This is a genomic window from Nonomuraea dietziae, assembly GCF_014195505.1.
In the GTDB taxonomy this organism is placed as follows: domain Bacteria; phylum Actinomycetota; class Actinomycetes; order Streptosporangiales; family Streptosporangiaceae; genus Nonomuraea; species Nonomuraea roseola.
Genome location: NZ_JACIBV010000001.1, coordinates 18,719 through 36,349 on the forward strand (window position 1 = coordinate 18,719; position 17,631 = coordinate 36,349).

The 17,631-nt window shown below is 69.4% G+C and carries 16 protein-coding genes and 1 pseudogene; 8 read left to right on the forward strand and 9 right to left on the reverse strand.

Features of this window, described 5'->3' with window-relative positions:
* Positions 1 to 15: 15 nt before the first annotated feature.
* Entirely contained in the window at positions 16 to 1,248 is a 1,233-nt protein-coding gene (locus FHR33_RS00100; protein ID WP_221240845.1) for an amidohydrolase family protein, read from the forward strand.
* A gap of 217 nt (positions 1,249 to 1,465) precedes the next feature.
* On the opposite strand, the gene FHR33_RS00105 is transcribed toward FHR33_RS00100, so the two are convergent.
* Positions 1,466 to 2,404 carry a cyclase family protein gene (locus FHR33_RS00105; RefSeq protein WP_183641704.1) on the reverse strand — a complete coding sequence of 313 codons (939 nt, stop codon included), beginning with the start codon at positions 2,402 to 2,404 and terminating at the stop codon, positions 1,466 to 1,468.
* Between the two features lie 276 nt (positions 2,405 to 2,680).
* Here FHR33_RS00105 and FHR33_RS00110 point away from each other — a divergent pair, with 276 nt between their 5' ends.
* Complete coding sequence (locus tag FHR33_RS00110) at positions 2,681 to 3,241, forward strand: hypothetical protein (protein ID WP_183641706.1); 561 nt, start codon at positions 2,681 to 2,683, stop codon at positions 3,239 to 3,241.
* A 148-nt stretch (positions 3,242 to 3,389) separates the two neighbouring features.
* Here the strand turns inward: FHR33_RS00110 and FHR33_RS49605 are convergent, their stop codons facing one another.
* Positions 3,390 to 3,554 (reverse strand): WHG domain-containing protein, encoded by a 165-nt coding sequence (locus FHR33_RS49605; protein WP_312895288.1) that lies wholly within the window; start codon positions 3,552 to 3,554, stop codon positions 3,390 to 3,392.
* Between the two features lie 819 nt (positions 3,555 to 4,373).
* On the opposite strand from FHR33_RS49605, the gene FHR33_RS00120 reads away from it, so the two are divergent.
* Both FHR33_RS00120 and FHR33_RS00125 read left to right on the forward strand, forming a co-directional pair.
* A complete protein-coding gene (locus tag FHR33_RS00120; RefSeq protein WP_312895989.1) occupies positions 4,374 to 5,261 on the forward strand; it encodes an IS5 family transposase in 888 nt (295 codons plus the stop codon).
* A gap of 133 nt (positions 5,262 to 5,394) precedes the next feature.
* Positions 5,395 to 6,393, forward strand: a complete 999-nt coding sequence (locus FHR33_RS00125) for an IS481 family transposase (RefSeq protein WP_183641713.1) — start codon at positions 5,395 to 5,397, stop codon at positions 6,391 to 6,393.
* Here the strand turns inward: FHR33_RS00125 and FHR33_RS00130 are convergent.
* The 4 genes from FHR33_RS00130 to FHR33_RS00145 form a co-directional block, all read right to left on the reverse strand.
* A complete protein-coding gene (locus tag FHR33_RS00130) occupies positions 6,390 to 8,219 on the reverse strand; it encodes a glycoside hydrolase family 15 protein (RefSeq protein ID WP_183641716.1) in 1,830 nt (609 codons plus the stop codon). The genes FHR33_RS00125 and FHR33_RS00130 overlap by 4 nt on opposite strands.
* Before the next feature lie 147 nt (positions 8,220 to 8,366).
* Positions 8,367 to 8,645, reverse strand: a complete 279-nt coding sequence (locus FHR33_RS00135; protein WP_183641719.1) for an antibiotic biosynthesis monooxygenase family protein — start codon at positions 8,643 to 8,645, stop codon at positions 8,367 to 8,369.
* Entirely contained in the window at positions 8,642 to 9,217 is a 576-nt protein-coding gene (locus FHR33_RS00140) for a DUF2867 domain-containing protein (protein WP_183641722.1), read from the reverse strand. The genes FHR33_RS00135 and FHR33_RS00140 overlap by 4 nt, the downstream gene beginning before the upstream one ends.
* Positions 9,214 to 11,139: a fumarylacetoacetate hydrolase family protein gene (locus FHR33_RS00145; RefSeq protein WP_183641735.1), complete on the reverse strand. Its 1,926-nt coding sequence runs from the start codon at positions 11,137 to 11,139 to the stop codon at positions 9,214 to 9,216. Before FHR33_RS00145 ends, FHR33_RS00140 begins: the two co-directional genes overlap by 4 nt.
* A gap of 56 nt (positions 11,140 to 11,195) precedes the next feature.
* Here FHR33_RS00145 and FHR33_RS00150 point away from each other — a divergent pair, with 56 nt between their 5' ends.
* A complete protein-coding gene (locus FHR33_RS00150) occupies positions 11,196 to 11,798 on the forward strand; it encodes a TetR/AcrR family transcriptional regulator (RefSeq protein WP_183641738.1) in 603 nt (200 codons plus the stop codon).
* Between the two features lie 13 nt (positions 11,799 to 11,811).
* On the opposite strand, the gene FHR33_RS00155 is transcribed toward FHR33_RS00150, so the two are convergent.
* The gene (locus FHR33_RS00155) at positions 11,812 to 12,432 is read right to left on the reverse strand and encodes a TetR/AcrR family transcriptional regulator (RefSeq protein ID WP_183641741.1); all 621 of its coding nucleotides are present in this window, start codon (positions 12,430 to 12,432) and stop codon (positions 11,812 to 11,814) included.
* Positions 12,433 to 12,572: 140 nt separating this feature from the next.
* On the opposite strand from FHR33_RS00155, the pseudogene FHR33_RS00160 reads away from it, so the two are divergent.
* From FHR33_RS00160 to FHR33_RS00170, 3 genes and pseudogenes are all read left to right on the forward strand, one after another.
* Positions 12,573 to 13,481, forward strand: a pseudogene (locus tag FHR33_RS00160) (RNA polymerase sigma factor); the annotation flags it as partial.
* 23 nt (positions 13,482 to 13,504) lie between these two features.
* Positions 13,505 to 14,443, forward strand: a complete 939-nt coding sequence (gene add / locus FHR33_RS00165) for an adenosine deaminase (protein ID WP_183641747.1) — start codon at positions 13,505 to 13,507, stop codon at positions 14,441 to 14,443.
* 42 nt (positions 14,444 to 14,485) lie between these two features.
* Complete coding sequence (locus tag FHR33_RS00170; protein ID WP_183641750.1) at positions 14,486 to 15,826, forward strand: APC family permease; 1,341 nt, start codon at positions 14,486 to 14,488, stop codon at positions 15,824 to 15,826.
* Positions 15,827 to 15,922: 96 nt separating this feature from the next.
* On the opposite strand, the gene FHR33_RS00175 is transcribed toward FHR33_RS00170, so the two are convergent.
* Positions 15,923 to 16,702, reverse strand: a complete 780-nt coding sequence (locus FHR33_RS00175; RefSeq protein WP_183641753.1) for an ABC transporter permease — start codon at positions 16,700 to 16,702, stop codon at positions 15,923 to 15,925.
* Positions 16,699 to 17,625 carry an efflux ABC transporter ATPase subunit, DrrA-related gene (locus tag FHR33_RS00180; RefSeq protein ID WP_246451538.1) on the reverse strand — a complete coding sequence of 309 codons (927 nt, stop codon included), beginning with the start codon at positions 17,623 to 17,625 and terminating at the stop codon, positions 16,699 to 16,701. The genes FHR33_RS00175 and FHR33_RS00180 overlap by 4 nt, the downstream gene beginning before the upstream one ends.
* Positions 17,626 to 17,631: the final 6 nt, after the last annotated feature.

The following is a 17,631-nucleotide window of genomic DNA, read 5'->3' on the forward strand; positions in this document are numbered from 1 at the left end:
CGTAGGGTCGGCAGCGTGGACCTGCTCATCCGCGACGCGACCCTGCGAGCCCGTCCTGGCCGCTGGATGCTCACCGCCGACGCCGGCGTCCTGACCGCGGTGACCCCTGAGGGCCGTGACGCGCCTGGCGATGCCGTCCAGGTGATCGACGCCGAAGGGCGCCTGGTCACCGAGCCGTTCGTCGACGCCCACCTGCACCTGTGCAAGGTCCACACGCTCGACCTGGCGGGCTCGCACGCGCTCGAGGCCTACACCGAGGGCACGATGGGCGCGGCGATGGACGCGATCGAGACCGCCGCCGCCGTCAAGCGCGAGCAGACCACCGCCGCCGTCCTCGAGCGCGCCAGGCGGGCGCTGACCGAGTCGGTACGGCATGGCGTCCGCGTCGTCCAGGCGTTCGCCGACGTGGACCCCGACGCGGGGCTCACCGGGGTGGAGGCGCTGCTGGAGCTGCGCGAGGAGTTCCGTGACCTGGTCGAGGTGCGCGTCGTCGCCTTTCCCCAGGACGGCCTGCTGCGCCGTCCTGGCACCGAGGAACTGATAGCCGAGGCGGTACGGCTGGGCGCCGACGTCGTGGGCGGCATCCCGTGGATCGAGTACACCGACGCCGACGCGGCCGAGCACGTGCGCCGTATGGTCGAACTCGCCCGCCGTACGGGAAGGCGGGTGGCGATGCTGGTCGACGACGCGGGCGATCCCGGGCTGCGCACCACCGAGATGCTCGCCTGCGCGCTGCTGGCCAGCGGTGTGCGCGGCAGCGCCCAGCATGCCCGCGCGATGGCGCTCTACCCCGAGCCCTACCTTCGCAGGCTGATCGGGCTCTGCCGCAGGGCGGGCCTGGGGTTCGTCAGCGACCCGCACACGGGCCCGCTGCACCTGCCGGTCTTCGCCCTCGCCGACGCCGGGCTGCCTGTGGCACTCGGACAGGACGACATCGAGGACGCCTACTACCCTTTCGGCCGCCACAACCTGCTGGAGGTGGCGTTCCTGGCGGCGCACCTGCTGGAGGCGCGCGCCGACGCCCACCTCGACCGGCTGTTCGACATGGTCACGGTAGACGCGGCCCGCGTCCTCGGCCGCCCGGTGCGCCGCCTCGTCCCCGGCGCGCCCGCCGATCTGGTGGTCCTGGAGGGGCGGACGGTCAGGGAGGCCCTCACCCTGCACGCCGCGCCGCGCCACGTCGTCGTCGGCGGGCGGGTGGTCGCGAGCACGAGCACGAGGACGGTGTTCCAGCCGCCGAGCCGTTGACCGGTCTACCACCAGGCGCATGCTTCGTTCAGTGCCGGGCGGCCGGACGGCGGATCCAACGTCAGTCCGGCCGGCAGCCATCGCCCGCTGCGACACCCCGCCTTGAGGCGCTCGTGCCGCCTGGTTCCCGACCAGCACGGTGTGTCCTCACCGACACGACCGCGTTCCAGGCGCGAGCCGGGTCGTTCATGGCGTCGCACCTCCTCGTGAACCGCGGTCAGAAGGTGGCGATCGGGTTGACCGGGCTGCCGGACGTACCGGCGAAGCGGACCGGCGCGACCGCGAGGTGGAAGTCCCACTGGCCGAGTTCGGCGGCCGTCGTCGCGCACGCCTCCAGGTCGCAGTTGTCGAGCATCCACAGACCCATCGCGACGAGGCTCACGGCGTGAACCGGCATCAACACGTCTTCGTACCCCGACGGCTGAACGTCCTGGGGGGTGTCAGCGCCGATCAGCGCGACCTCCCGTTCATGCAGCCACGGCAGGCAGGACGCGTGCCACCCGGCCTGCGTGAAACCGCCAGCGTCACCGGCCTCGTGCCGGACGCGGCCATAGCCGGTCCGCAGGAGTACCGCATCGCCGGATCGCACCCGCACACCCTGGCGACGCTCGGCCTCCTCGAGATCGTCGGGAAACACACCCTGCCCCGGTTCCAACCACGGCACATCGCGGACCCTCGCGATGTCCAGCAGGACACCACGCGTGATGATCCCGTTCGCCGCCGCCGTGACGGCCGCCCACGCCGATCCCGTTGCGGCGTCGACCAGCGAGTGCGACCGCCCGTTGTACATCGTGCCGTCCCAGAAGATGTGGCACGGCGAGTCGACGTGGGTGAGGGTGTTGCCATGGAACGTGACGCCGAGCCGCTCGGAGGAGAAGCCCCAGCGCCGGTCGTTGCGGAATCCGGGCACGGGCATGTCCTCGGCGCCCGGCATGTCGGCGGCGCACGGGCACGTCGTCGTCGACCGCTCCATCTCCTCCGGTACGGCTACCTCCCATGCGCACGACACGCTCCTGCCGTGGCGCACGGCCCGCGCCGCCGCCAGCCTGACGTCGTCGGTGATGTGGTTCAGAGTGCCCAGCTCGTCGTCGTCGCCCCATCGTCCCCAGTTCGACAACGTGTTGAAGTACCCGAGCACGTCGTCCTGTGTGGGCATCGGTCGCCCTGCCGTCATCCCAGCATCGACTCCTCCGGTCACGTGGTTCGAGGCACCGCAGGCAGGCTATCCCGCCCTCTCCTTCGATATGACCTCGCCGGGGCCGGAGAGACGGTGTGAGCGACCTCGATCCAACCCCCGGCGGGGCCCATGTCGATCCCCATCCTGCCTCGGGGATCTCACCACCCGTTACGCGCGGAAAGAGCGTTCGATGGTGCCACCGCCGATGCTGCGGCGAATCGCAACTTTTCGGGAAGATCGACACTCTAATCACGCATGATCAAGACGATGACGGTTGCCGCGGCCCTGGCGACACTCCTTGCCTCGGCCTCCGCCGCTCCGGCTGCGGCGCAGACCAGGACGATCACCTTCGACGGCATGACCTTGACCGTGCCCGACGGATGGATCGTGCGTCGCCTCACCGTCAGCCAGGACTGGCTGACGGTCACGACCGAGAAGTGTGGCAAGAACAAGGTCAACTGTGCGGGATTCGAGCTGGTGGGCGCCAAGATGATCAAGCCCTCGGGTGACATGAAGGAGTACCGCACCGACCGGCCCTTCGCGCCCGGGACCGGCGTGAGCGCCTGCCGGTTCAGGTCGGACACCGACCACGGTGAGCGATTCTCGGACAAGCCCCTGGTGAACGCGTTCCGGCCGCTGGGTGCGCGCAAGGCCCAGTACAGGGAGTGGGCGGGGGAGTGCTACTCCTTCAAGACCGGCAAGACGGTCAAGCGCTTCACCCAGCGCGAGTGGTACCTCCCCAAGTCGAAGGTCCTTGTCGTGGACGGCTGGAACAATCCGGAACTGGCCGGCGTGCTGGCTCGCGCTCGTTGGTGACCACGCGGCAGCTGGTGAAAGGTCTCGTGCGCCGCGGCCTGGACCTGTCGCAGCAAACGCTGCAGGTGCCGTCAGCCGACCACAGCCGGTGCGCGGGAGCAATGGGCGCAGCCACTTCCGGACCCACACCAGGACAACGATCCGGCTGTCAGACAGTCAGGCCCAGCGACCTGACCAGGTCGAGCATGTCGGCGCGGTGCAGGGCGGCCGGGTTGCCCGCGACGGGATGGATGTGGCCGTCGATCTCCAGGGCCACCAGGCCGTGCATCCGTCCCCAGACGCGCAGCGCGAGCGCCGCTGCGGCAGGTGGCACGTTCGGGAGGTCTGCCTGGATCTTCGCGACGTAGTCCGGGTGAAGGTCGGACTAGGAGGCGTCCTCGGGCTGGTGGTGCCGGGCGTGGGGCCACGCGGCGGCCACCAGGCGGGTGAGCTCACGGCACACCCGGCGTGCCGTCTGCTCCACCGGCCCGTCCTCGAGGGGCTGGAGCCGGGGATGGGGTGGCAGTAGAAGAGCCGGAAGCTCTCCGGGTGAGCCAGCGTCCATTCCCTCAGGGCTTGGCCCCACGCCAGCAGCCTGCCGCCGGGGTCGGTGTCGGGCACGGCGTTGCTGGCGGTCTCCACCGCCTCTGCGAGCGAGGCGGCGATTCCGCTGATCAGTGCCGTGATCAGGTCGTCCCGAGTGGGGAAGTAGCTGTAGATCGCGCGAGCGGTCATCCCCATCTCTTGGGCGACGCCGCGCAGTGAGATCGCTCCGGCCCCCCTTCTGCCATCTGCCGCAGCGCGATGGCCTTGATCTCCCGGCTCGTCTGCACCCGCAGCCGCTCCCGGCGGCTCATCACACCCGCGCGTTCGCCCTCGTCGATGCTCACCTTGAACACGCCGCCCGAAGGCTTCTCCCTCGTGGCCTAGCTGGTGCGGTGGCCGGCGAGGGTGGACAGGAAGGCTCGTGGCGGCCGAACGCCTGCACACGGAACTCCCGGCTTCGTCCCGAACGAAACGGTCTAGGCCGTGTTTCCAAAAGGGTCTTTGAGGGCTTGCGGCGTGGCGGTCATCGATAAACGACGAGGCCTCCGGTAGTTGGTTCAACGACCAAGAAGAGCCAAGTACCGGAGACCTCGTGGCCAGCGTAGCGGTGACGAGGCGGCACGACCTGACCGACGGGCAATGGGCAGCGCTGGAACCGCTGTTACCCGCCCCTTCGGGCCGCGGTCGTCCGCCGAAATGGAGCAGGCGGCAGTTGATCGACGGGATCCGCTGGCGGATTCGGACCGGCGCGCCGTGGCGGGACGTCCCTGAGCTTTATGCGCCCTGGTCAACGGTGTATGGCCGGTTCCGCCGCTGGCAGCGTGATGGCACCTGGGCGAAGATCCTGGCAGCGTTGCAGGCGCACGCGGACGCCGCCGGGAAGATCGGCTGGACGGCGAGTGTGGACTCCACGATCAGCCGGGCCCACCAGCATGCCGCTGGGGCACGCCGGGACGGTCACCTGCAGAAGGAACCGCCTGGTGGGGTGCACAGCGAACCGGACGGTCATGCGTTGGGCCGTTCACGCGGTGGGCTGACCACCAAGACACACCTGGTCTGCGAGCAGGGCCGCAAACCCCTGGCCCTGCTGGTGACGGCCGGTCAGCGGGGTGACAGCCCGCAGTTCATCCCAGTGCTGAACAAGATCCGCATCAGCCGTCTTGGTGGTGGCCGGCCCCGGACTCGTCCCGATCGGGTCCTGGCCGACAAGGCCTACACCAGCAAGGCCAACCGCGACCATTTGCGCCGGCGTGGGATCAAGGCATGCATCCCGAGTAAGGCCGACCAGGACGCTCACCGGCGCGCGAAGGGTTCCAAGGGCGGGCGGCCTCCAGCCTTCGACGCCGCCCTCTACCGTCGGCGTCATGCCGTGGAATGTGGCATCAACCAGCTTAAACAGAACCGTGCCATGGCTACGCGGTACGACAAGCTCGCTGTCCGCTTCGAGGCCACACTCACCATCGCTGCGATCAACGAGTGGCTCCGCGGTTTATGAAACACGCCCTAGCTGTACTGCCCAGGCAGGTTGGTTGAGATTGTGTGACGACATGGTCTGAATCTGCGATGACGAAGGCCTCCGGTTGTGGAGTGGAGCTGTCTAGGAACCGCTCCGCCAACAGGAGGCCTTCGTGTCCCACGCTAATGCCGCTTTGACTCCTCGCGCACGTCTTCGGCTGGCGCGCTTGATCGTCGATGACGGCTGGCCGATCGCCAGAGCCGCGGAGCGTTATGACGTGTCCTGGCCGACCGCCAAGCGGTGGGCCGGTCGTTACGCCCAGCACGGTGCGGCCGCGATGGCCGATCGGTCCTCCAGGCCACACCGCAGCCCGTCCAGGACGCCGCAGCCGGTAGTACGCAAGATCGTGCACCTGCGATGGAAGCAGCGTCTGGGCCCGGTCCAGATCGCCGGGCGGCTCGGCATGCCGGCCTCGACCGTGCACGCCGTCCTGAGCAGGTGCCGGATCAACCGGCTCTCACACATCGACCGCGCCACCGGCGAGGCGATCAGACGCTACGAGCACGACCGGCCCGGCGCGATGCTGCACGTCGACGTCAAGAAACTCGGCAACATCCCCGATGGCGGCGGCTGGCGCTACCTCGGCAGAGTCCAAGGCGAGCGCAACCGAGAGGCCACCGCTCGCCGCACCGGCGCCCGCAACACCCGCTATGAGCCCCGCATCGGCACCGCCTTCGTGCACACCGTCGTCGATGACCACTCACGCGTTGCCTACGCCGAAATCCGTGACGATGAGAGAGCCGCCACCGCGATCGACGTCCTGCGCAACGCCGTTGCCTGGTTCGCCGAACGCGGTGTCACCATCCAGCGGGTGCTCAGCGACAACGGATCGGCCTACAAATCCCACGCCTGGCGTGATGCGTGCGCCGAACTCGGCATCCGGCCCAAGAAGACCCGCCCCTACCGCCCTCAGACCAACGGCAAAGTCGAACGCTTCCACCGCACCCTGGCAGACGGCTGGGCCCTGGGGCGCTTCTACACCTCAGAACGAGCACGCCGCAAAGCCCTACCGGCTTGGCTCCATCACTACAATCACCACCGGCCCCACACCGCTACCGGCGGCAAACCACCCATCACCAGGTTGACCAACGTCCCTGGGCAGTACACCTAGCCGAGGGCGCGGTCCAGGTTGAAGGCGGCGCTGATCAGGGCCAGGTGGGTGAATGCCTGGGGGAAGTTGCCGCACTGCTCACCGGCCTGGCCGATCTCCTCGGCGAAGAGGCCGACGTGGTTGGCGTAGGTGAGCATCTTCTCGAAGGCCAGGCGAGCCTCGTCGAGCCGTCCGGCGCGGGCGAGCGCTTCGACGTACCAGAACGAGCAGATCGAGAACGTGCCCTCCACGCCCCGCAGCCCGTCCGGGCTCGCTGCGGGGTCGTAGCGGTAGACCAGCGAGTCGGACACCAGGCGGTCGCCGAGCGCCGTGAGAGTGGACAGCCACTTCGGGTCGGTGGGCGAGATGAACTTCGCCAGCGGCATCATCAGTACCGAGGCGTCGAGGACGTCGCCTCCGAGGTACTGGACGAACGCCTGGTGCTCGGCCGACCAGCCGCGTTGCATGATCTGCCGGTAGATCGTGTCGCGCGTGCGCTGCCACCTCGCCGTGTCGGCGGGCAGGCCGCGGTGGGCCGCCATGCGGATGGCGCGTTCGATGGCCACCCAGCACATGAGCCGGGAGTACAGGAAGTCCTTGCGTCCGCCGCGGGTCTCCCAGATGCCCTCGTCCGGCTGGTCCCAGTTGTCGCAGACCCAGTCGACCAGGCCGCTGACGTAGTCCCAGTCGCCACTGGAGATCGGCTTGCCCCATTTGTCGTAGAGGTAGACGGCGTCGATCAGCGCGCCGTAGATGTCGAGCTGCAGTTGGCCGACGGCGGCGTTCCCTACCCTGACCGGCCAGGAGCCCTGGTAGCCCTCGAGGTGGTCCAGCCGGCGTTCGGGCAGGTCGCTGCGTCCGTCGATGCCGTACATGATCTGCAGGGGACCCGAGTCGCCGGGCGGGCAGGTGCACACGTTCGCCGTCAGGAAGCGCATGAACGCCTCGGCCTCCTGGGTGAAGCCCAGCCTGAGCAGGGCGTACACGCAGAAGGCGGCGTCGCGGACCCACACGTAGCGGTAGTCCCAGTTGCGCTCGCCGCCCACCTCCTCCGGCAGACTGGTCGTCGGCGCGGCCACGATGCCGCCGGTCGGTGCGTAGGTGAGCAGCTTCAGGACCAGCGCGGAACGGTGGACCGTCTCGCGCCACCTGCCGCGGTAGCGCGACGCGGACAGCCATCGTCGCCAGAACGCCACGGTGGCGGTGAACTCCTCTTCGGCCTCGGCGATCGGGCACGAGCGGAGTGCGACACCGTCGCCGACCCGGTCGAGAGCGAAAACGGCATGTTCGCCCTCATGGAGTTTGAACTCCGCCCACATGTCCACGCCGTCGGCTTCCATCGGCACGGTGGCGGTCAGCGCGAGAGAGAGGGAGGGCGACTCGAAGACCGCCTGGCCCTGGGTCAGGCGGAGCGTGTGCGGCTGGGTCCCGTAGTCGAACCGCGGCGCCACCCGCGCGCGGAACGGGAGCGATCCGCGGACGCAGGTCACTCGCCGGATCAGCCGATGACGGCCGGGCTCGGGCGACTCATCGGCGATGGGCATGAAGTCCTGGATCTCACCTACGCCGTCGTTGGCGTAGAACCGGGTGATCAGGACGTTCGTGTCGGGAAAGTAGAACTGCTTCGTCGTCGCCCGCACCTCGGCGGCCAGCTCGAACGACCCGCCCTTGTCGCTGTCCAGAAGGGCGGCGAAGACGCTGGGAGAGTCGAATCTCGGACAGCAGTACCAGTCGATCGTGCCGTTCGCGCCCACGAGCGCCGTCGTACGCAGGTCTCCGATCAAGCCGTGGTCGGCGATCGGTAGGTACTGGGCGTTCGAGACATCCGCGGAGATTCCAGTGCTCACCTCGGCCTCCTCGCCGTGACGACTGGCCCGATGGCCAAAGCCTAGGTAAGCCAACCGCCGGCCGGGGTCTGGCCTTCGCCAAGACTCGGCCGGGTTTCGCGGGCCCGTCGTGAAGGAGAAGGACGCGGGCCCGCGCTCAACCGGAGATCAGCCGGCCACGACGCGAACGATCTCGCGGGGCCGTGCCTCGCGCTCGTCGTAGGCCAGATCGACCTCCGCCGCCTGCACCGCGACCAGCGACGCGGCGCACGCCTCCTCCGACTCCCACTGCACGAGCGAGATCACCGCGTCGTCGGACAGCCAGCATTCGGCCGACAGGCACCCTGGTGCGCCCCGGAACACCTCGGCGACCTGGTGCACCCGTGCGATGAACTCCTCCCGGTGGGAGGCGTGCGGATAGTGGCTTGCGATCATTCCGACCTTCATGACGCTCTCCTCTGCCAGCCGCGTCCGATGAGTCGCACCAGTGCCGGGTCCACGACCAGGTGGCGGAAGGGCCTGATCGCGGCCATGTAGGCCCTGCCGAACAGCCCGTTCGGCTTGACCAGCACGGCCATCTGCCCGTGGTGGCCGCCGGAGGGGCCGGGCACCCAGCCGATGTGCATGACGGTGTGCACGGTCTTGTTGGCCATCTCCGCCGCCCACTCGGTGTCGGTCAGATAGACCGAGGTGAACGGCACGGCGGCGAGGTCAGGCCCGGAAGGGCCGTCACGCAGGTCGGCGGGCAGCCGGTTGCGCAGCGTCTCCACCCGCGCGCCGACGCGGGTCTCGGGCCGGTCCCAACCGAACAGCTCGCCGAGCTTCCAGCGCAAGGCGAACAGCGCCCTGGTGGCACCGGAGAAGCGGCCCTCGCCGGTGGACATCTGACGCACGAGCCGTTCCAGGTCCCCTGGACCGCCGGGTGTGGGCAGCTCCCATACGTCCTCGAGCCGGAAGTCTGGTGCCAGGGTGTGGATCCGCCAGGGGCGTGTGGTGTGAGCGGTGTCGGGAAGCCTCATGAGCGGGTGGCCTGCCATTCGGCCATCAGGGCAAACAGTGCGAACCTATCGATCTCGGGCTGTCCGGGGTGGATCTCCCTGTAGCGCTGGTAGACGTTGACCACGACCCGCTCGGCGTCCAGCCAGTCGGCGTATTCGGCCAGGTCGACCGCGAACATCGCCTCCCGCAGGTCCAGGCCCTTGGCGAGGGCGGCGTCCGCCTGCTCGACGACGTGGGCGAGGTAGTCGCGCACGGCACGGATCCCGTCGGGATCGGTCACCGGCCCGTGGCCGGGCACGACGGTCGGCGCGTCCAGGCCGATCATCGTGTCGCAGGCGGCGATCCAGTGGGCGATGGGGCCGCTCCACACGATCGGCGTGCATCCGACGAACAGCAGATCGCCGGCGAAGAGCACGCCCGCGTCAGGCACGTGCACCACCGTGTCGGCCTCGGTGTGGGCGGGTCCGAGGTTGAGCAGGCGCACCTCGCGACCGCCCACGTCGAGGGTGAGCCGCCGGTCGAAGGTGTGGTCGGGCTCCCGCAGGCGGATGCCGCCGAAGTCGAAGCCGCCGAAACGGTCACGCAGGTACGGCGTGAGCACCGGCCCGAGGTCCATCACCTGCAGAGCCGTCGTCAGCTCCGGGGCCATCTCGGCGCGCATCTCGTGCGCGGTCGCCTCGGCGGCGACGACGCGCACCGAGCCGGGCAGCAGCTGGCCGCCATGGGTGTGGTCACCGTTGGCGTGGGTGAGCACGGCGTGGCTCAGCGGGTGCAGGTCGGTGAGCGGCCGCATGCCGGCGAGCATCTCGGCGGTGAGCGGCAGGTCGTAGAGCGTGTCGACCAGCAGGGACGCGCCGTCGCCCGCGACCAGCCCCGCGTTGCTCCTGCCGTACCCGCCGTCGGGCAGCAGCCACGCCCAGACGCCGGCTCCCACCTGGTGCAACCCTCTGGTGTACGGCACGGCGGAGCGGGCCGGGTTGCTGCGGGGCGGCCTGACCACGGCGGCGGGGTCGGCTCTGGGGGCCAGCGGGTGCGGAGCGGCGCTCGCCCGCACGGTCTGACGCACCTCGCCCAGCCCTTCGGAGCTCAGCCGCACCACGTCGCCGTCCTTGAGCCAGCCATGGAAGGCGGCCAGGTCGCCGAAGTCGAGATGTTCGATCAGGCAGCAGCCGGGCACGGTGCCTGAGCCGAAGACGTCTCCAGGCTGGAGTTCTACGCCCCGGGAGGCGTAGGAGACGACCTCGCCGAAGGACCAGTCCATCGCGTCGGTGCGACCCTGCCCGACGAGGGCGCCGTTGACCTCGGCGCGCACGTGGAGGGCGAGCCTGCCGTCCGGGCCGAAGGGCAGCTCGTCGGGGGTGACCAGCCACGGTCCCAGCGTGGTCGCGCCGTCCTTGCCCTTGGCCTGGCCGATCTTGAGCTGGCTCTCCAGGCCCTGCAGGTCGCGGGCGCTCCAGTCGCACATCAGGGTGTAGCCGGCGATGTGCTCAACGGCCTGCTCAGGGGTCAGGTCGCGGCCCGCGGCGCCGATCACCGCGCCGATCTCCAGCTCGAAGTCGAACCAGGCGCTGCCGGGGGAGATGGGCACGTCGTCGTGGGGGCCGATGACGGTGGCGGGGTTGGCGAAGTAGAAGGCCGGGATCTGGTACCAGGTCGTCTCCAGGACTCCCGGCGCCCCGGTGGCCTTCAGGCAACCGCGCATGTGGTCGAGGAAGCACAGGCAGTCCCTGATGGACGGCGGTCTGGGGATGGGGGCCTTCAGCCTGACGTCGGCCAGCGCCACGACCTCGTCCGGCTCGGCGAGCGCCCGCTCGCCTGCCTGCCGGAGGTCCGGGCCGAGCAGCCCGAGCAGGGTGGTGCCGGGCGGCAGGGCGTGGACGAGCTCACCGTTGAGGACTCCGGCGCGGTCACCGTCATCGGTGCCATAGGTCACGAATCGCATGGCCCTCTCCTGTGTTGGTCAACATAGATTATGATTGTTAGCACAGAGGAGGTGGCGTGACAACACGACGAGAGCAGACCAGTAACGAGAGCCGCGAGCTGATCCTCGCCGCGGCGGCGGAGCTGTTCGCCGAGAAGGGCTACCGGCAGACGACCTTCGTCGACGTGGCCGAACGCTCGGGGATCAGCAGAGGCTCCATCCCGTGGCACTTCGGCAGCAAGGAGGGCCTGCTGCTGGCCGTGCTCGAGCGTTCGGTGGCGATGGTCCGCGACAGCCTCGCCGAGAAGCCGGGAGAGGAGGCGAGTCTCGAGCAGCTGAACCGGGGCGCCGGCATGATGTTCGCGCTCCCGACCACGAAGCTCTTCGTCACGCTCCTGGTCGAGGCGCTGGAGCCGGATTCACCCATCCGTGGCCGCTACGTCGAGATTCACAACACTCTGCGGGAGCACTGCAGGCGCTGGCTCGAACGGCTGCCGCTGCCGCAGGGGCTGTCGGCCGAGGCGCTGGCCGTCACGATCATCGGCGCGGGTATCGGCGTCCACCAGCAGTGGCTGCTGGCGCCCGAGCGGGTCGACCCCGAGCAGGCGCTGGCCGCGCTTCGCGCGCTGGTGGCCGGCATCCTGCCGGCGGGGGAGGGCGCCGCCTCGCACGGGCAGTGAGCGGCGCCAGGGGCTACGGCTTCTCGACGGCGTAGCCGCCGAGCGCGGGCTCCAGCAGGTCGAAGGCGCGCCCGGCCGACTCCTCCAGTGCGGCGGCGATGACGTCGGCGTCCTGGCCCGCCAGCGTGCGCCGCATCAGGTCGGCGAACAGCACCCTGTGCACCCCCGCCAGCTGGGCGGCGGCCACCTTGGCCGTCAGGTCGCCGCCCAGCTCGGCGGCCAGCGCGTCCTCCCGCTGCTCGTGCAGGTCACGCAGGCGCGCCACCAGCGTGGGGCTGTCGGCGATCATGCGGGCGAACGGCGGCGGCGCGAACCCGATCACGGGGTCGCGCCGCCGTACCGCGTCCACGAAGGCCCGTCGCAGCGCCGCCAGCGCGGACTCACCGCTCCGCCGCTCGCGCACGGTCAGCGCCAGCGAGGCCACGAACGCCTCGTGGTGGTCGAACGCCATGTCCTCCTTGCGGGGGAAGTAGTTGGTGACGGTCATCTTCGCGACCCTCGCCGCGGTGGCGATGTCGGAAATCGTGGTCCGCTCGAAGCCGCGCTCCACGAACAGGCGGGTAGCGTGGTCAGAGATGGACTGCCTGGTCTCTCGCTTCTTCTGTTCACGCAAACCCACGGTCTCGATGCTCATGGGCCTCACCCTCTCACAAAATTTTAGGTTCGACATCATTTTAGGTTGACGCCAGGGGCGATCGACCCTAAAGTTATGTCCGTCCCAAGTTTGGAAAGGATCGAATGACGGCCACCTTGGATCTCGACGACGTCCGCGTCGCCACCCGCGACACGGTCAAGGACTACCTCAAGCAGATCGGCAAGGTCCCGCTGCTCACCGCCGAGCAGGAGATCGAGCTGGCGAAGAGGATCGAGGCAGGGCTGTTCGCCCGCGAGCGGCTCGACAGTGAGCCGCTCCTGTCCGCCGAGCTCCGCGCCGACCTGGAGTGGATCGCGGAGGACGGCGAGCTGGCCAAGCAGCGCATGCTGGAGGCCAACCTGCGTCTCGTGGTCTCCATCGCCAAGCGCTACACCGGCCGCGGCATGCTCTTCCTCGACCTCATCCAGGAGGGCAACCTCGGGCTGATCCGCACCATCGAGAAGTTCGACTACACCCTCGGCTTCAAGTTCTCGACCTACGCCACCTGGTGGATCAAGCAGGCGATCTCCAGGGCGATGGCCGACCAGTCGAGGACCATCCGCATCCCCGTCCACATGGTCGAGCTCATCAACAAGGTGGCCTCGGCGCAGCGGCGGCTGGTCTCCGACCTCGGGCGCGAGCCCACCCCCGAGGAGATCGCCGTCGAGGTGGAGCTCCCTCCCGCCAGGGTGGTGGAGGTGCAGCGCTACTCCCGCGAGCCCATCTCCCTGCACACGCCGCTGGGACAGGAGGGTGACAGCGAGCTCGGTGACCTCATCGAGGACTCCGAGGCCCCCTCGCCTGCCGAGCAGGTCTCCTTCACGCTCATGCGCCGCCAGCTGCTCGAGATCCTCGACAGCCTGTCCGACAGGGAGGCGGGCGTCATCTCCATGAGGTACGGCCTGACCGACGGCAAGCCGATGACGCTCGACGAGATCGGCAAGGTCTACGGCGTGACCAGGGAGCGCATCAGGCAGATCGAGGCCAAGACGATGTCCAAGCTGCGCCACCCCTCCAGGGCCGAGGCGCTGCGCGACTATCTGAACTAGGAGTTCTCCCTACAATTGCCCCAGTGAGAGACATCGCGCTGCTGCCGAAGGCCCACCTGCACGTTCACCTGGAGAGCACGGTTCGCCCTGCCACCTTGCGGGAGCTGGGGGTTCATTCGCGGCGGCCTGAGGTCTTCACCGGCTTCAAGCAGTTCGCCGACCACAACGCGCAGGTGCGCGCCGCGTTGCGCACCCCCGAGCACTTCCGCAGGATCGCCCGCGAGTTCTGCGCCGACGAGGCCGCCCAGGGCACCCGTTACGCCGAGGTCACCTTCACCGCGGCCGCCCACGGTGAGCGTCTCGGCGACCTGGAGATGCCGCTGCTCGCGGTCCTCGAAGGGCTGGCCGAGGGAGAGGCCGAGCACGGCATCCGCTGCGCGCTCATCCTCGACCACTCGCGCCGCAGGCCCGCCGACCGCCTGCTGCGGACGGTGAAGCTCGCCGCCGCCCACGAGCAGGTGATCGCCGTCGGTCTCGCGGGAGACGAGAGCCACCCGCTGGCGCCCTTCGTCGACGTGTTGAAGCTCGCCAGGGACGAGGGGCTGCACATGGTCCACCACGCAGGCGAGAGCGCGGGCCCTGCCAGCGTCCGCGAGGCGCTCGACCTCGGCCACGCCGAGCGCATCGGCCACGGCATCCGCGTGCTGGAGGACCCCGACCTGGTCGCCGAGCTGCGCGAGAGGCGCGTGCCGCTGGAGGTGTGCCCCTTCTCCAACGTGCTGCTCGGCCTCGTGCCCTCCTACGCCGAGCACCCGCTGCCCCGCCTGCGTGAGGAGGGTCTGCTCGTCACGCTCAACACCGACGGGGAGACCTCCCTGCTCAGCGAGTACGGCCAGGCGAGGCGCAGCGACGAGATGCTGGCCGAGCTGGCCGCCGCCTCGGTGACGGCCTCGTTCGCCCCCGAGCGGCTCAAGGCCGAGCTCCTGCGCGGCATCGACGAATGGCTCGCCATGCCCGTCTGACAGGTGGTGTCAAAGACGCCCGAGATGGGCACGGGATGAATCATGACAACACCCCCCACCCAGGTGTCGCTGAAGCGCGCCATCGGACCAAAGCTGCTCATCTTGTTCATCGTCGGCGACATTCTCGGCACGGGCGTCTACGCGCTCACCGGGTCGGTCGCGGGCAGGATCGGCGGGGCCCTCTGGATCCCGTTCCTCGTCGGCTTCGTCATCGCCGCCCTCACCGCGATGTCCTACGTGGAGCTGGTCACCAAGTACCCGAGGGCGGCGGGGGCCGCCCTCTACACCCAGCTCGCCTTCAGGAAGCCGTTCCTCACCTTCATGGTCGCCTTCGCGGTCATGTGCTCGGGTCTGACCTCGGCCAGCGCGGCGGCCCGCGCCATCGGCGGCAGGTACCTGCAGGAGTTCGTCACGATCCCGACGGTCGTGGTCGGCATCATCTTCATCGTCGCCGTGGCCGCGCTGAACTACAGGGGCGTCTCGGAGTCGGTCAAGACGAACATCGTCTTCACCCTGATCGAGCTGACCGGCCTGCTGGTGATCATCCTGATCGGCGTCTACGCGGTCGCGACGGGTGCGGGAGAACCGTCGCGCCTGCTGGAGATCAGAGCCGACGAGTCGGGAGGGCTGCTGCTGGCGCTGCTGGGCAGCACGGCGCTGGCCTTCTTCGCCTTCGTCGGCTTCGAGGACTCCGTCAACATGGCCGAGGAGACCAAGGACCCCTCGCGCAACTTCCCCCGGGCGATCTTCATGGGTGTGGCGATCACCAGCACCGTCTACATCCTGGTCGCGCTGACCTCCTCGTTGCTGGTCGACTACCGGGTCCTGCAGGACTCCGACGGGCCGCTGCTCGAGGTGGTCAAGGCCGGAGGTCTCGCCTTCCCTCCGCAGCTGTTCGCGGCGATCGCGATGTTCGCGGTGGCCAACTCGGCGCTGATCAACATGATGATGGCCTCCCGCCTGGTGTACGGCCTGGCCAACGAGCGCGTCGTGCCGAAGGCGCTCGGCATGGTCGACCCGCGCCGCCGTACCCCGGTGGTCGGCATCCTGTTCACCACCGCGCTGGCGATCGGGCTGATCTCCAGCACCGAGATCGCCGGGCTCGGCGAGACCACCGCCTTCCTGCTGCTGTGCGTCTTCGCCGTGGTCAACATCGCGGTGCTCGTGCTGCGCAGGGAGGAGGTCGACCACGCCCACTACCGGGCGCCCACGGCGCTGCCGGCCATCGGCGCGGTCATGGCGCTGGTGCTGGCCAGCCCGTTGACCGGGCGGCCAGGCAACGTCTACGTCATCGCAGGCGTGCTGCTGGGCATCGGCGTGCTGCTGTGGCTGGTCAACTGGGCCTTCACCCGCCGCCAGCGCCATGAGGAGGAGACCGTCTGACGGGCGGGGCCGTGCCGTCCCTCCTCAGCCAGGGACGGCACGGCCGCCTATCCAGAGACGGCACGGCCGGTCAGTCAGGGACGGCACGGTCTCAGGTCAGCGGCTCAGCCGCCGGTAGGCCCGCGCCGACAGCGGCAGGAACACCAGGGTGATCGCCACCGGCCAGGCGACGGCGAGCAGCATCGCGTGCTCCGACGCCCACGAATCACCCACCCAGCCCTTGTTGCCGAACAGGCGCCTGCAGGCGGCGACGGTGGCCGACAGCGGGTTCCACTCGGCCGGCACCGCCATCCAGCCAGGCATCTGGGAGGGCGAGACGAACGTGTTGGCGACCATGGTCAGCGGCAGCAGCAGCATCCAGGAGGCGCCCGCGGCCTCGGGGGTGAGCTTGAGCCCGGCGAAGATGCCGACCCAGATCAGCGAGAAGCGCAGGAGCAGCAGCAGGCCGATCGCGGCCAGCGCGTTGAGGGGCCCGTTGTGCCAGCTCCAGCCGACCGCCAGACCGGCCGCGACGAGAATGGCCAGCTCGAGCACCGAGTTGATCATGTCGGAGATCGCCCTGCCGAGCACCACGCCCGCCTGGGAGACCGGCATCGAGCGGTAGCGGTCGGTGACCCCGTACGAGGCCTGGGTGGTGACGACGACGAGGGTGGAGGTGATGCCGACGGCCATGGTCTGACCGAACATGCCGGGCATCAGGTAGTCGCGGTAGTCGTCGGCGCCGGCCACGGCCATCGCGCTGCCGAAGACGTAACCGAACAGCAGCACCATCACCACCGGGTACAGCAGGCCCGAGGCGATGGCGGTGGGATTGCGCCGCCAGTGCACCAGGTTGGTCCTGGCGATCGTCCAGCTGTCATAGAGCACGTAGGTCATGCGGTCACCTTCAGGAACACCTCGTCGAGAGTGGGGCGGCGCATCGAGATGTCCTCGACCTCGATCCCCTTGGCCTCCATCGCGCGCATCACGTGGCTGAGGGCGCTCATGCGGTCGGTCACGGAGACCGTCAGCCTGCGCGTGTCGGGGTCGACCGCCGGCCGCCCGAAGGCCGCCAGGATGTCGCCCGCCTCGGGCAGGTCGCGGGCGTCTCGTAGCACCAGATCGAGACGGTCACCGCCGATCATGGACTTGAGCCGGTCGGGGGTGCCCTCGACGATCACCCTGCCTTCGCGCAGCACCGCGATCTGGTCGGCGAGCTGGTCGGCCTCGTCCAGGTACTGGGTGGTCAGCAGCACCGTGCTGCCGGCCGCCACCAGGGTGCGGATGGCCTGCCACGCGTCGTTGCGGTTGCGGGGGTCGAGACCGGTGGTCGGCTCGTCGAGGAAGAGCACCCTGGGGGCCTGGATGAAGGTGGCGGCCAGGTCGAGGCGGCGGCGCATCCCGCCGGAGTAGTGCTTGATCCGCTTGTTGCCCGCCTCGGCGAGCCCGAACTGCTCCAGCAGCTCCTGCGCCCTTGACCTGGCCTGCTTGGCGCTCAGGTGGTAGAGCCTGCCCCACATCTCCAGGTTCTCCCTGCCGGTGAGGATCTCGTCCACCGCGGGCTCCTGCGTGGCCAGCCCGATACGCCGCCGGACCTCGGCGGCCTGGGTGGCCACGTCGAGGCCCGCGACCGTGGCCCGGCCCCCGTCCGCGCGCAGCAGCGTGGAGAGGATGCGCACCGCGGTGGTCTTGCCGGCGCCGTTGGGGCCGAGCAGCCCGCAGACCATTCCCTCCCGCACCGCCAGGTCGAAGCCGTCGAGTGCGTGGGTCTCGCCGAAGCGCTTGCGCAGCCCCTCGGCGACGAGTGAATAGGAGTTCATCGCTTC